At 71.4% G+C, this 12,700-nt stretch carries 14 protein-coding genes and 2 pseudogenes; 6 read left to right on the forward strand and 10 right to left on the reverse strand.

Features of this window, described 5'->3' with window-relative positions; all coding sequences use genetic code 11:
* The first annotated feature begins 18 nt into the window (after positions 1-18).
* The 3 genes from EFK10_RS47840 to EFK10_RS52820 all read left to right on the forward strand — a co-directional run bounded on the left by EFK10_RS47840 (position 19) and on the right by EFK10_RS52820 (position 2,238).
* Entirely contained in the window at positions 19-477 is a 459-nt protein-coding gene (locus EFK10_RS47840) for a CBS domain-containing protein (protein ID WP_164836175.1), read from the forward strand.
* A 364-nt stretch (positions 478-841) separates the two neighbouring features.
* The gene (locus EFK10_RS52815; protein ID WP_322973418.1) at positions 842-1,498 is read left to right on the forward strand and encodes an AAA family ATPase; all 657 of its coding nucleotides are present in this window, start codon (positions 842-844) and stop codon (positions 1,496-1,498) included.
* Positions 1,499-1,872: 374 nt separating this feature from the next.
* Positions 1,873-2,238 carry a hypothetical protein gene (locus EFK10_RS52820; protein ID WP_322973419.1) on the forward strand — a complete coding sequence of 122 codons (366 nt, stop codon included), beginning with the start codon at positions 1,873-1,875 and terminating at the stop codon, positions 2,236-2,238.
* Between the two features lie 80 nt (positions 2,239-2,318).
* Here EFK10_RS52820 and EFK10_RS51005 read toward each other — a convergent pair.
* The 3 genes and pseudogenes from EFK10_RS51005 to EFK10_RS28305 all read right to left on the reverse strand — a co-directional run.
* Positions 2,319-2,473, reverse strand: a pseudogene (locus EFK10_RS51005) (zinc metalloprotease HtpX); the annotation flags it as partial.
* 81 nt (positions 2,474-2,554) lie between these two features.
* Positions 2,555-3,079 carry an ester cyclase gene (locus EFK10_RS28300; RefSeq protein ID WP_127358495.1) on the reverse strand — a complete coding sequence of 175 codons (525 nt, stop codon included), beginning with the start codon at positions 3,077-3,079 and terminating at the stop codon, positions 2,555-2,557.
* A gap of 108 nt (positions 3,080-3,187) precedes the next feature.
* The gene (locus EFK10_RS28305; protein ID WP_127358496.1) at positions 3,188-4,078 is read right to left on the reverse strand and encodes a universal stress protein; all 891 of its coding nucleotides are present in this window, start codon (positions 4,076-4,078) and stop codon (positions 3,188-3,190) included.
* Positions 4,079-4,428: 350 nt separating this feature from the next.
* On the opposite strand from EFK10_RS28305, the gene EFK10_RS28310 reads away from it, so the two are divergent.
* A complete protein-coding gene (locus tag EFK10_RS28310; protein ID WP_127358497.1) occupies positions 4,429-5,805 on the forward strand; it encodes a nicotinate phosphoribosyltransferase in 1,377 nt (458 codons plus the stop codon).
* Here the strand turns inward: EFK10_RS28310 and EFK10_RS28315 are convergent.
* From EFK10_RS28315 to EFK10_RS28325, 3 genes and pseudogenes are all read right to left on the reverse strand, one after another.
* Positions 5,778-6,176, reverse strand: a complete 399-nt coding sequence (locus EFK10_RS28315; RefSeq protein WP_240677514.1) for a pyridoxamine 5'-phosphate oxidase family protein — start codon at positions 6,174-6,176, stop codon at positions 5,778-5,780. The two genes, EFK10_RS28310 and EFK10_RS28315, sit on opposite strands and share 28 nt — an antisense overlap.
* Positions 6,177-6,349: 173 nt before the next feature.
* Positions 6,350-6,740, reverse strand: a pseudogene (locus tag EFK10_RS48880) (universal stress protein); the annotation flags it as partial.
* Between the two features lie 419 nt (positions 6,741-7,159).
* Positions 7,160-7,843 carry a helix-turn-helix domain-containing protein gene (locus EFK10_RS28325; RefSeq protein ID WP_240677515.1) on the reverse strand — a complete coding sequence of 228 codons (684 nt, stop codon included), beginning with the start codon at positions 7,841-7,843 and terminating at the stop codon, positions 7,160-7,162.
* Positions 7,844-8,159: 316 nt separating this feature from the next.
* On the opposite strand from EFK10_RS28325, the gene EFK10_RS28330 reads away from it, so the two are divergent.
* On the forward strand, positions 8,160-9,884 hold the full coding sequence (locus EFK10_RS28330; protein WP_240677516.1) for a sensor histidine kinase: 1,725 nt from the start codon (positions 8,160-8,162) through the stop codon (positions 9,882-9,884).
* A gap of 8 nt (positions 9,885-9,892) precedes the next feature.
* On the opposite strand, the gene EFK10_RS52825 is transcribed toward EFK10_RS28330, so the two are convergent.
* The 3 genes from EFK10_RS52825 to EFK10_RS28340 all read right to left on the reverse strand — a co-directional run bounded on the left by EFK10_RS52825 (position 9,893) and on the right by EFK10_RS28340 (position 11,629).
* Complete coding sequence (locus EFK10_RS52825) at positions 9,893-10,399, reverse strand: hypothetical protein (RefSeq protein ID WP_322973420.1); 507 nt, start codon at positions 10,397-10,399, stop codon at positions 9,893-9,895.
* Positions 10,338-10,826: a hypothetical protein gene (locus EFK10_RS52830; protein ID WP_322973421.1), complete on the reverse strand. Its 489-nt coding sequence runs from the start codon at positions 10,824-10,826 to the stop codon at positions 10,338-10,340. The genes EFK10_RS52825 and EFK10_RS52830 overlap by 62 nt, the downstream gene beginning before the upstream one ends.
* Before the next feature lie 101 nt (positions 10,827-10,927).
* The gene (locus tag EFK10_RS28340; protein WP_127358499.1) at positions 10,928-11,629 is read right to left on the reverse strand and encodes a response regulator; all 702 of its coding nucleotides are present in this window, start codon (positions 11,627-11,629) and stop codon (positions 10,928-10,930) included.
* 197 nt (positions 11,630-11,826) lie between these two features.
* Here EFK10_RS28340 and EFK10_RS28345 point away from each other — a divergent pair, with 197 nt between their 5' ends.
* Positions 11,827-12,399: an Rv1733c family protein gene (locus EFK10_RS28345; protein WP_127358500.1), complete on the forward strand. Its 573-nt coding sequence runs from the start codon at positions 11,827-11,829 to the stop codon at positions 12,397-12,399.
* A 76-nt stretch (positions 12,400-12,475) separates the two neighbouring features.
* Here the strand turns inward: EFK10_RS28345 and EFK10_RS28350 are convergent.
* A partial coding sequence (locus tag EFK10_RS28350) for a CBS domain-containing protein (RefSeq protein ID WP_127358501.1) occupies positions 12,476-12,700 on the reverse strand: 225 nt, incomplete at its 5' end.

Below are 12,700 nucleotides of genomic sequence, written 5' to 3' on the forward strand. Positions count from 1 at the left end.
GAGGCAGGAACCCCCACCATGGTGATCACATCCGCGATGAGCACCCCGCCGGCCAGTGTTCCACCGACGGCCTCACTGCAAGAAGCGGCCCGGCACATGGACCACGCCCGGGTCGGGGCCCTGCCCGTGGTGGACGACGACGACCACGTGATCGGTGTCGTCACCGACCGCGATCTGGTCGTACGCGCGATGGCGAACGGCCTGTCGCCGGAGACCCGCGTGGACATGGTCATGTCCACCGACCCGGTGACCGTCGAGGCCGACACACCCATGCCGGCCGCCCTGCACGCCATGCGGTCGATCGAGGCGCGTCACCTCCCCGTCGTGGCCGGGGGCCGGCTCGTCGGCATGGTCTCCTTCGACGACCTGTTCTGGCGGCTGACCCAGCAACTGGTGGACCTGGCCGCCATTGTCGACGCCGCCCGCAAGGCCCCGGCCCCGTTCCAGCCGGCTCAGTCGCCGCTGATCAAGGAATGAAGGCCATTCGCGGCGTACCCGGGACCTTCGGACCCCTGACTCGGGCTGTCCGGCACCGGGGCGCTTTCGACGGCAGTCCCGGCGCCGACCCGCCCGGGCGGCTGAAGGCCTGGCTCCCGATCCGGTTCCGCGGCGGCGTGGGCAGCCACGCGAGCCTGCGGGAGGTCGGCGTCCAGGCCGTCCGGCACGGGGTACGGCGGGTGATGTACGCGCCACATCGGCCGCCCCTGCATCCGCGCGATGGACGCGGGGCTGTCACCGGATGTGGACGAATGGCGCCACCAGGGCCGTGCTTACAGGCTGTAGCCCGGGAGGCGTTCCGGACACTACGCGGTCCGGCCATACCGAGCGATGGGAGCGGCCCGTGCAGCGATCCGATGCCGCCCACTACGCCAAACCGGAGGCGATGTTCGACCGCGAGGCCGAGTGGGAGGCCCTTGTGGCCTTCGCGTGCGACCCGCAGCCGGGGCCCACGCTCGGTGTCGTCTCCGGACGGCGCAGGCAGGGGAAGACCTACCTGCTCGAAGCACTGGCCAAGGCCACCGGAGGCTTCTACTTCGGCGCGCAGGAAGCCACCGAGGCGGAGTCACTGCACCGCCTCGGCGACGAACTCGCCCGGCACACCGGCGCTGCGCGGCCGGGCCGCTGGCGGCGCTGGGAGGAAGCTGTTGACGCCCTGCTCGCCCTCGGGGACGAGAGGCCGCTGCCGGCGGTCCTGGATGCGTTCCCCGACCTGGTGCGGCAGAGCCCCGCGCTGCCCTCCGTCATCCAGAGCGCTTACCACCGCCTGCAGGATGGGCCGCCGCACAACCGCGCACGCCTGCTGCTCAGCGGCAGCGCCGCCTCCGTCATGAGCAGGCTGTTCAGCAGCTCCTCGCCGCTGCGCGAGCTGGCCGGCCTGGAGCTGGTCGTGGGTCCGCTGGACTTTCGGCAGGCCGCGCGGTTGTGGGACATCGACGATCCCCATCTGGCGCTGCTTGGTGCACGCCGTGGTGGGGGGAACCCCGGCCTATCGGCGTGACTTCGGGTCCGACGACGCCCCGTGCGGTGTGGACGACTTCGACGCCTGGGTGTGCCGGACCGCCCTCAATCCCCGTACGCCCTTGTTCTGGGAGAGGCCCGTCATCTGCTGGAGGAGGAGACAGATCACTGGGACCGTGCGTTGTGCCACTCTGCGCTGGTCGCCATCGCCTCGGGGTGCTCGATCCGCGGTGAGGTCACCGAATGCCTGGACCGCCCCCTGCCCGACGTATCCCGGGCCCTCGCGCTGCTCCACGACCGCGGCCTGCTGCACGGTGAGCCCGACACCTTCCGGCCGAACCTGACGCTGCTCGCCTTCGACCACGCTGTCGCCTGGCCCAACCGGTCGGCGCTGGAGCAGGAGGCGTCGCCGAGGTGTGGAGGCGGTCCCGCACCGTCTTCGACTCTTGGGTGGTCGGCCCGCACTTCGCCCAGATCTGCCGGGACTGGGCCCTGAGGTTCGCGGCCCCGGCGACCTTCCCCACGATCGCGGGCCGGGCAGGCGGCCGTTCCGGAATCTTGCTGTCGGTCGGGCTCGCGCGCTGGAACGAAGTCATGGACGTCCACCACCAGGAACGGCTCCGTCACATTCTGACCCTGCTCGACGCACGCGGTGAAGATGTCAGCCAGGCCGGCTCCGCCTGCTACAGCGGCGCCGGCTTCGGCCCCGAACTGCGCGCGGCGGAGGAACGCGGCGAGGTGGTCCTGGTCAGCCTGGACCGGCTCTACCACGGGCAGTAGCGGGAACGCCCCGGGACCCGGCACCGCCGCACGCCGCACCCGTCGTCGAGTTCGCCGCCCCGTGCCGGCCACTGCGCGGGCCCCGGGTCAGCCTGCGGGCCCCGGGCGGGGGTGAAGAAGAACGCGTTAACGCCGGGGCGGTACGCAGGTCCTGTGTGGGGATGCGGGCGATGTCGCCGCTGACCTTGGCGAGCGCCGCGGCCGACGTCGAAGGCCGGACGGTGAGCAAGGCCGGCGGCGCCGCCGGCCTCCGTTCCCTCCTCGATCATGCTGAGACGACGATCAGGGCCCAGTCCGCGTTGGGTGACGCAGTGGCTCACTGGTGGTCTGGTTGCCTGCTGTCGTGCCAGTGCCTGACAAGGCGGGTCTTGGCGTTGAAAGCCGCAAGCATGGCACGGTCTGGGGCCGAGCCGCGGGGCGGCAGCAGCCCGATCTGTCGGGCGAAGTCGGCGCCGTCATAGGCAACTCGGTTGCGACGAACGCGTCCGGAGTCGATCTCCATGAAGTCGATGCCTCGTAGCTCGACGCGCCGGTGGGTGGCCTCGATGCCCTGGAACGACTCGCCGGCGAACGTGCCGGTCGTCCGCCACTTGACGGCCGCGCCGTGACCGTCGCCGATGACGTCCTCCACGGTGATCGAGAAATCCGGGACGGCAGCGCGCAGCTGCGCGAAGAACGCTCGTACGGCCGCCGGCCCGCGCAGCTCACCGATGGGGACGAAATCCACGACGACCTCCTCGTGGGAGAATTCGCTCATCCGGTCCAGGTCACCGACAGCCAGCGCCTCGAACACCGCGCGGGCCACGTCAGCCGGTGCTGTGGGTGCGAGAGAAGTGCTCATGACCAGCTCCTGACTTCAGCGGCGCTCCGTCGGTCCTCCCCTTCAGCGTCGCGCGAGTGGCTGGAACACGCATAGGCCACAGGCGTCGGCGCCCGTCCGTGCACGTACCTACTCGCCCTCCAGATCTGGATGGGGAACGGCGATGACCGGGCAGCGGGCGTGATGCAAGACGCCCTGGCTGACCGAGCCCAGCAGCATGCCGGTGAATCCGCCGTGGCCGCGTGTGCCGACGATCAGGCCGAGGGCGTGCTCCGACGCCTCGGTCAGGGCCTGCACCGGGTGGCCGTGGACGACCTCGTGGTGCAGTTCCACGTCGGGATGGGCGGCGCCGCGGCCGGCCACCGTCTCCGAGAGCAGTCTGCGGCATTCCTGCTCCGCGGCGTGCTCGTCCAGGACCCCGAGGAGCGGCGGGTGCCACACGTACAGGGCCCGCAAGGCGGCGCCCCGCAGGGCGGCTTCGTCGAAGGCGTAGTCGACCGCGGTGGCGGAATCACGGCTGCCGTCGACGCCGACGACGAAGAACGGGGGCTGCTGGGTGAGGTGTTCGGCCTCGCGGACGACCACCACCGGGCAGCGGGCGTGCGCGATCACCGGCAGGGACACCGCGGCGGAGGTGAACAGCTCCTGCTGGAAGGTCAGGTGCCAGGAGCCGAGTACGACTGCCGCGGCGTCCTGGGCCTGTTCGCGCAGGACCCACGCCGTGTTGCCCTCCGCGAGCAGCGCCGAGACCTCCACGCTGGGGTGGCGGGCCTCGACGAAAGTGACCGCCTCCTGGAGTGCGCGTTCACCGGACGCGTGCAAGGACGCGTTCCACTCCTCCCATGAGGGGTGCGGCTCCGTCGTGCGGTAACCGGCCGTCGGCACACCTTGGGCGTGCACGAGTCGCAGCGGCAGACGGCGCCGGTGCGCCTCGTCGGCCGCCCAGGCCAGCGCGACCCGCCGAGCCGGGTCGGGGTCGACGCCGACCACGATCGGCCGACGCCCGTGCGGATGCGTCATCCTCGCCTCCGGGTGGTCTCGGTTCCGCCGGTGGTTCGTTTTCCAGCCTGGCGCCGCTGGGTGCCGGGCGCCATGCGGCGGGTCGGCCCCTTCCACCCGGGACCGGTGCGACCATGGACGGGGGGACCATCGCCCCATACCAGCACCAGGGATAAGGCGAGAGGCTGGGACGCGAGACACGGTCGTGACGTGAGCGATGAGCTCGCTGCGACCGTCGAGGAGGAGGTGGGCCGTAGTGATACGTATCCAGCCCGTCAAGGCGACCCTTCCGCCTCACGAGCCGCGGCCGATGGACCGGCGGACGCCGTCCGGCCGTCGGCTGCCCTACTGAGTACTCGCCGGAGATCGCCATGTCCGACGCATGCGTGACCGATCTGTACGAGGTGACCATGGTCCACTCGTACCTGCGGGCGGGCATGACCGGGCCCGCGACCTTCAGCCTGTTCGTCCGGGACCTGCCGCCGAACCGGGGCTTTCTGGTCGCCGCCGGCCTGGAACCGGCCCTGGACTACCTGGAGCGACTGCACGTGGACGCCCGGGATGTCGGGATTTTCGCCGACGCGCTCCACCGGCCGGAGGCCGATCTCGCGCCCCTGCTTGGCCTGTGCTTCACCGGAGAGGTGCGGGCCGTCCCCGAGGGCCGGATCGTCCTGGCCGGGGAGCCTCTGGTGGAGGTCACTGCGCCGCTGCCGCAGGCGCAGCTGGTCGAGACGTACCTGCTGAACCTGGTCAGCCACCAGACCGCGGTGGCGTCGAAGGCAGCCCGGTGCGTCATCGCCGCCGCCGGTCGGCCCGTGATCGACTTCTCGCTGCGCCGCGCCCACGGCCCGCAAGCGGGCGAGCAGGCCGCCCGACTGGGCGCCCTGGTGGGATTCGCCGGGACCAGCAACGTGGCCGCGGCCGCCACGTACGGCCTGACCGCGGTCGGCACCATGGCCCACTCGTACGTTCAGGCGTTCCCGGACGAGGAGACCGCGTTCCGCGCGTTCGCCGACGCCCACCCGGGGCCGGTGACCTTCCTGGTCGACACCTACGACACGGAGGCCGGCGTGCACACCGCCGCGCGGGTGCTGCGCGACCTGAACCGTGGCCCGGGCTGCGCCATCCGGCTGGACAGCGGCGATTTGGAGGCCCTCGCGGTGGCCGCCCGGCGGATCCTGGACGGAGCGGGGCTGACGGATGTGCGGATCGTCGCCAGCGGCGGCCTGGACGAGTTCGCCATCGAGCGTCTCCTGCACCGTGGCGCGCCGATCGACGTCTTCGCCGTCGGCACCAAGGTCGGGGTGTCGGCTGACGCCCCCTACCTGGACTCGGCGTACAAGCTGGTCGCCTACCAGGGCCGCCCGCTGATGAAGCTGTCGTCGGCGAAGGTGACCAGCCCGGGCGCCAAGCAGGTCTTCCGCCGCCCCGGGTGCGCGGATGTCATCGGCCTGCGCGACGAGCCGGTGCCGCCCGGAGCCGAGCCGCTCCTGCGGACCGTAATGGCGGACGGGCGCCGGACTGGGCCCCGCCCGCCCCTCGCCGGGACCCGGGATGTCTTCACCGCCGACCTGGCCGGCCTGCCGACGGCCGCCCGCGCCCTGCGCGCCCCCGTGGCACCGCGCGCCACCGCCTCCGAGCGGCTGGAGCGGCTCACGAACGAGGTACGCCGTCGCATCCGGCAGGAGATCCTCACCGGGGACCATCCGGCAGGAGATCCTCACCGGGGACCGCGCACCAGCCGGTGACCGGTGACGATGTCGGTGCCGATCCGCGCGACGTCCTCCATTCCGGCGTCAATGATCCAGGGGTACAGCAGGGAGCGGGCCAGCTCTTCTGCGTCGCGTACCAGGGTGGCCGTGCCGGTAACGATCACGCTCCAGCCCGTGTTGTCGGCGTCGTCGATCCGGTCCGCCTCGTACGCCACCACCGTACCGGCACCGGCCGGGCCCAGGATCGCGGCGCCGGAGTGGGCGCGGATGATGATGTGCCCGTCGTCGAGGATGTGGTTGACGGGTCGGACGGCGGGCAGCGCGCGTTCGGAGAACACCACCCGCCCCCAGGCCACACCGCCCAGCAGCTCCAGCGCCTCGCCCGATGTCAGCTCGACGCTCCGCACGGGCGGCGCCTCGGCGCGGCCAGGCGTCGCCCCCGCACCGCGCCACCGGTGGCGAAGCAGCCGTTACCGAGCGTGCACGGCGATTCGCCCAACCGTTCGGCAGCGGGGCCGCGTAGCCCTCGTACTCCCATGTCCACTGCGACATTCTCACTGCGACATCCGCCGTTCTCACTTCACTGCGGGATGACGGCAACCGGGCACTGGGAGTGATGCAGCAGGGCGTGGGCGACCCTGCCGAGCTGCACGCCGAAGTGGCCGTGCCGCCGCGGAGCGCCGACGACAATCAGGTCGGCATCGGCCGAGGCGTCCAGGAGGACCATGTGGGCGGGGCCTTCGACCGGCCGACGGTGTACCTCGACGTGGGGATGGTCCCGCACTGCCCCGCGCAGCATCTCGGTGAGACGGTCGAGGCCTGTTCCTCATGTGCCCGTGAGGCATCGTCGGCGATGAGCGAGTGGTCGGCATGTTCTTGGGCCGGGATGCGGCAGGCCGCAGCGCGTCCAGGGCACAGCTGCGCGCCTCGGCCTCGCGGAAGGCGAACCGCACGGCGCCCGAGCCAGATGTCCGTACCGCAGACCGACGCACCCGGTACATCGGTCAACCGACACAATCCGCTGAACCTTGCGATATATGGCATGCGCGAGGTGAGTGTTCCCGGCTGATTCAAAATCAGTTCCCGAAGGGCTGGTCAGTCGGCCCCGCTGAGGGCGCTCGCGCCGGTTCCTTCCGGCTGGCCCGGGCAGCTGCGGGCGCGTCTGGAGACGTAGGGGATCGTACTGGCGCGGCGTGTGGCCGAGAGCCGGTATGGCGTGAGGTTATCGTGCTGCGCGGGGTGGACCTGGCCAGACTTTGTCGAAGTCAGGACGCCTACTCCGCTTGCAGGTATTCGGGTATCCATCCACCCCGTCTCCCGCGCCGAGGCTGAGCGGCTGGGACTGCTCGTCGTCGCCCGGACTATGTCGGTACCCCTGGCCTCGGCGGCGTCACACGGTCCGGATGAGGCGGCCGGTGATGTCGGCGGGGACGATGCGGATCCAGAGGTCGCGTCTGCCGCCCGCCCAGGGTTTGGTGCCGGCCCGCTCCGTGAGGCGTTGCACGGCGTCGGGATCGGTGACGTGTTCGGCCGTTCCGACGATGAGGACGCTCCAGCCCGTACGCAGGTGCTCATCCACGTGGTCCACCTCGAAGGAGACCTCGGCGCCCGGCGCGGCGGCCGCTGCGCCGTCGGGGTCGGTGCGGTAGGCGACCGTGCCGCCGTCGACGGTGTAGTTGACCGGGAGGACGGATGGCCCTGGGCGGACGGACAGTGCCACCCGCCCGATGCCGTGGGTGTCGAGCCGGTCCCAGCATTCGCGGGTCGTGAGTTTCATGAGCATCGGGTGGTCGGCTGCCGGCGCTTGTCCGGGGGGCGGGGTGGCGGGGCCTTCCAGCAGTTCTCGATAGGTCATCTCCAGTGCCACGGCCAGCCGCAGCAGGCCGGCGGGGTCGAAGTCGGCTCCGCTGTCCAGCACCTGCTGGAGGTAGCGCGGGGACATCCCGGCCCGATTCGCCGCTTCCTCCCGAGTGAGCCCGAGCTGCTCGCACCGCACCGCGATGCGCCTGGCCAGGTCGGCCTGGCGGGATGGCGTCCCGGTTCGTCCGTCGGACGGTGCCGTGTTCTCGTTCACTACCGTCGACCTCCTGCCGTCGAGCATGTTGACACTGGTGACAACAGAACTCCTGGTCAGCTTCGCAGTCACTACCAGCTTTGTCTGCGCGTGGGTTCGGTGCCACAGGGCCGGTCGGCCCAGGTGCCGGGGACGGAGGGGCAACTGTTTGCCGGCTTTCGCAGCCCCAAGGCGCAGCAGGCCCGGGCAGGTATCAGAGAGCCCGGCGTGCCCGGTTCCCCGAGGTGCAGGTGATCAGGGACCGACTGCTGCGGTCCAGTGCGTGGCTACTGTGGAGTATGCGTGTGCGGTCTGGCGAGCCTGTGCGGAGGATCCGGTGGGCGAGGGCAGCGTCGGGAACAGTGAGCATCTGCCTCGGCTGCGGCTGGATGAGCTGCTGGAGGAACTGCAGGTCCGGATCAACGCGGTGCGCGGTACGCGGGACCGGGTGCACAGTCTGCTGGAGGCGGTGCTGTCGGTCGGGCGGGAGCTGGGTCTGCCCCAGGTGCTGCGGCGCATCGTCGAGGCGGCTGTGGTGCTGGTGGACGCCGAGTACGGGGCGCTCGGGGTGATCGATGAGGAGCAGTCGGAGCGGCTGTCGCAGTTTCTGCCGGTCGGGGTGTCCGAGGAGCAGATCGAGGCGATCGGTCCGCTGCCGTCGGGGCACGGGATTTTGGGGGAGCTGATCCGGCACCCGGAGCCGTTGCGGCTGGAGGAGATCTCGGAGCATCCGGCGTCGTACGGCTTTCCGGCGAATCATCCGCCGATGCATTCGTTCCTGGGGGTGCCGATCAGGGTGCGGGACGAGGTGTTCGGCAACATCTACCTGACCGAGAAGCGGGGCGGCCAGCAGTTTGACGGCGAGGACGAGACGGTGCTGTCCACCCTCGCGGTGGCGGCCGGGGTGGCTATCGAGAACGCTCGGCTGTACGAGGAGTCGCAGCTGCGCCGGCGATGGCTGGAGGCGAACGCGGCGATCACCAGCAGCCTGCTGTCCGGGATCGACGAGACACGGGTCCTGGAGCTGATCGTGGACCACGCCCGGGCCATCCTCGGCGCGGATCTGGGCGTCCTGGCGGTGCCTCTCGACGGGTCCGAGGATCTCCAGGTGGCCCTGGCCACGGGCACAGACGCCCAGGCCCATCGCGGGCTGGTGCTGCCCCGCGAGGGCTCGTTCGTGGGCGCCGCCATCGCGGCCTCGGAGACGATCACCAGCGCCGACGTTGCGAAGGACCCGCGGATCACTGCGGGACCGCCGCGCTGGGCGGGACTCGGCCCGGCGGTCGCAGTGCCGATGGGGACCAGCGACGGCGTCCGGGGTGTTCTGCTGCTGGCCCGGATCGAGGGGGCAGCCGCGTTCACACATGCCGAGGCGGCACCGCTGCTCGGCTTCGCCGGGCAGGCCGCGGTCGCGATGGAGCTGGCCGAGAGGCGCCGTGACGCGGAGCAGATCGCCCTGTACGAGGATCGGGACCGGATCGCCCGGGACCTGCACGACCTGGCGATCCAGCGGCTCTTCGCCACCGGGATGACGCTGCAGAGCGCGGTGCGCTTCGTGGAGCACCCGGAGGCGAACGAGCGGCTGCTGCGGGCGGTGGACGACCTGGACGAGACGATCAAGATCATCCGTTCCACAATCTTCGGGTTGCGCTCTCACGAGGGAGGCCCTGCGGTCCAGGGGCTACGAGTGCGTACCGTCAGGGTGATCGAGGAGGCCGTCCCCACGCTGGGGTTCACTCCGGCGCTGCGCATGGAAGGGCTGGTCGACACCGACGTACCGGGACCCGTCAGGGACCATGTGGTCGCGGTTCTCGGGGAGGCGCTGGCCAATGTCGCACGGCATGCGCAGGCGACCGCCGCCGACGTCTCGCTCGTGGTCCGCTCGGGTGAGCTGACCCTGACGGTGGCGGACAACGGGGTGGGCACCAAGGACGGTGGCCGCCGCAGCGGGCTGCGGAATCTCGCGGAGCGGGCCGAGGAGCTGAGCGGCGGGCTGACCCTCGACTCACCGTCCGGTGGTGGCACACGCCTCGCATGGCGTGTGCCGCTGGCCACTGGGTGACCTGGGGTTCAGTCCACGTACGTCTCCCGCGGCGGCCGGCGCGCAGTGGCCGGTCCGGCCGGGCCGTAGCCCAGCCGGATCAGCATCTGCACGTGCGTCGGACCGCCGCCTATGTCGCGCATCGTCGACCGCAGGTCGGGCCATTCCAGGGCCTGGTGCAGCAGTGAGGCCGGTACGGATCGCGCGGTGGCGGCCAGCAGCACGTGTTCCAGCGCCTGGCCGGTCCGCAGCCAGTCGGCGCGGCTGTCGTGGGCGGTGGAGAGTACGGCGATGGTCGGCGTGCGCTCGAAGACCGCTGAGGGCAGGTGGTTCGCGGGCCGCAGTCCGGAGAAGTCGTGCGGGGGCAGCCGTCCGGTCGCATCCTGCGGGCCCAGGGCGGATCCGGGCAGGCCGTCGGGGGCGCCCTCGCGGATCCAGCCGCGGCTCTCCGCCCGCCGGTCGGGGTCGTTGGTGTTACGGCGCTCCGCCTCCGCCGTGAGCTGTAGCAGGCGGCCGATTACGTCCCGGTCCGGCACCGAGAACACCGTGCCTTCGGCGTGCGCGGCTTCGGTCAGCTCGGCGAGCAGCTGCGGCGGTAGGGGGTGTCCGGAGAACGTACAGATCGTCGCCGTGGTGGCCGTTCCGGGCCGGTCCCGCCAGCCGTACGGAGGCGAGCAGTTCCGGCTCGCCGGGGCGTGGCAGCAGGCGTACGACCGGCTCCCAGCCGAAGTGGGCGACGGCGACCCGCAGGTTGAACAGGACGGCTCCGACGGAGACGTGCAGAGCCCGGCCCATCGGGTCGGTGAAGCGCAGTCCGCGCTCGGCGGCCGCGCGCACCTCCAGCGTGGCGGTGTCAGGGTCCAGGCGGAAACGCCAGGGCTGGGTGTTGTGGATCGAGGGCGCCGCAACCCCGGCGGAGATGAGCTTCTCCAGGGTCGCCGCGTCGAGGCTTGTCGGTCGCATGTCGTGCACCTCCCGGCCCGGACTGACTTCAGGCTGCTGCGGCCGGGAGACGCTCCGGGAGGGACCGTTCGTCCTCGCCCCTGTGCCGGACGGTCCCGATCTCAGCGCGGGCGGTGTTCGGGAGCGGGCTGCGGGCCGGCCTGGGTGGCCAGGACGGCGGCCTGGATGCGGCGTTCGACGCCGAGTTTGGCGAGGAGGCGGGAGATGTGGTTCTTGACCGTTTTCTCGGACAGATAGAGCCGCAAGCCGATCTGCCGGTTGGTCAGTCCCTCGCCGATCAGGCCGAGGATCTCGCGTTCGCGCGGGGAGAGGCCGGACAGCAGCTCGTCCTGGGGTTCGGCCGGGGCGTCGTCACCGCGCAGGCTGCTCATCAGTCGGGTGGTGGTGGCGGGGTCGAGCATCGACTGCCCGGAGGCCACGGTGCGTACGGCTGCGATCAGGTCGGAGCCCTTGATCTGCTTGAGGACGTAGCCGGCCGCGCCGGCCATGATCGCGTCGAGCAGCGCATCGTCGTCATCGAAGGACGTGAGCATCAGACAGGCCAGCTCCGGCATGCGCGAACGCAGCTCCCGGCACACCGTGATCCCGTCCCCGTCCGGGAGGCGTACGTCCAGAATGGCGACGTCCGGCCGCAGCGCCGGGCCCCGTGCGAGGGCGTGGTCGATCGTCCCTGCCTCGCCGACGACCTCGATGTCGGGCTCGGCGTCGAGCAGGTCGTGCACGCCGCGCCGGACCACTTCGTGGTCATCGAGCAGGAACACCCGGATCGGTGTCCGCGGGGAGAATTCCCGTGCCTCGGTCATGTCCGTCCCTCGCGATGTCGTGGGCCCGTCCCTTGAAACGATCGTGGACCGTCTGGCCGGTGCCGCACCAGGGCCGAACGGTCCCATGCTCCCGCTCCGCCGACGGCCGGATGTCCCTCGACGGGGACCTGGTCGGCCTCTCTGCCCCGCGTCGCGTGCGTGCGACGGTCTTTGTACATTCGGAAGGGGGTACAGCGATGTCCACCAAGGTGAGGCTCTGGCGCTGGCGGCGCAACCCGCTCAGGCGGGGCTCGGACGTGGCGGAGGCGTGGGCCGTCGTCGCGGCCGGCGTGCTGCTGGCCATCGGCGCTCCGGCGGTCGGAGCGTCCACCGCGGTGGGCGTGGAGGCGGCCACGCTGCGGGAGAGCCAGGACTGGCACCGCGCGTCCGCCGTACTGACCGAGAATGCCCCCGCGACCGCGGCCCTCTACACCGGTTCGGACAACGGCCGGGTGCGTGCGACGGTGCGCTGGACGGCTTCTGACGGCTCCTCGCGCACCGGTCGGGCCCTGGTCAAGCCGGGCACCGACTCCGGCGCCCGCGTCACCATCTGGCTCGACGAGCACGGTGCGCTGCAGAATCCCCCGGCCACTCCCGACGCGGCCAGAGCCCAGGGCATCGTGATGGGTTCGTTCGCCGCGACCAGCACCTGCCTGCTCGTGCTGGGTGGCCGCTGGCTGGTTCGGGTGCGGCTGGACCGGCGCCGCGCGGCGGAGTGGGAAAGCGAGTGGGCCGAGGTCGGCCCCAAGTGGGGCCACCGCACCGCGTAGCCGCTCAGCGGAGTCGGAGCGTCGTGGCCCGGCGGCGCGTTTGGCGACGCCGGGCCGCTGTCGTCATACGCGCCGGTCAGAACATCGGTCCCACCCCAGGCGGGCCCATCCGCTCGGATACTGGGCCGGTGAGTTCGCACCTGATGTCCACGACGCCTTCGATGGCGCGGGCCAGCCGGGCCGCCACGGGCACCAGGGCGGTGTCGTCGGGCCGCAGGAAGACCTTGAGCAGGTCACTGCGGCTGACGATGCCAGTGAGTATCCCCTCGGCGTCGATGACGGGCAGCCGCTTGACGCGCTT

Source organism: Streptomyces soli, from assembly GCF_003999195.1.
GTDB lineage: Bacteria > Actinomycetota > Actinomycetes > Streptomycetales > Streptomycetaceae > Actinacidiphila > Actinacidiphila soli.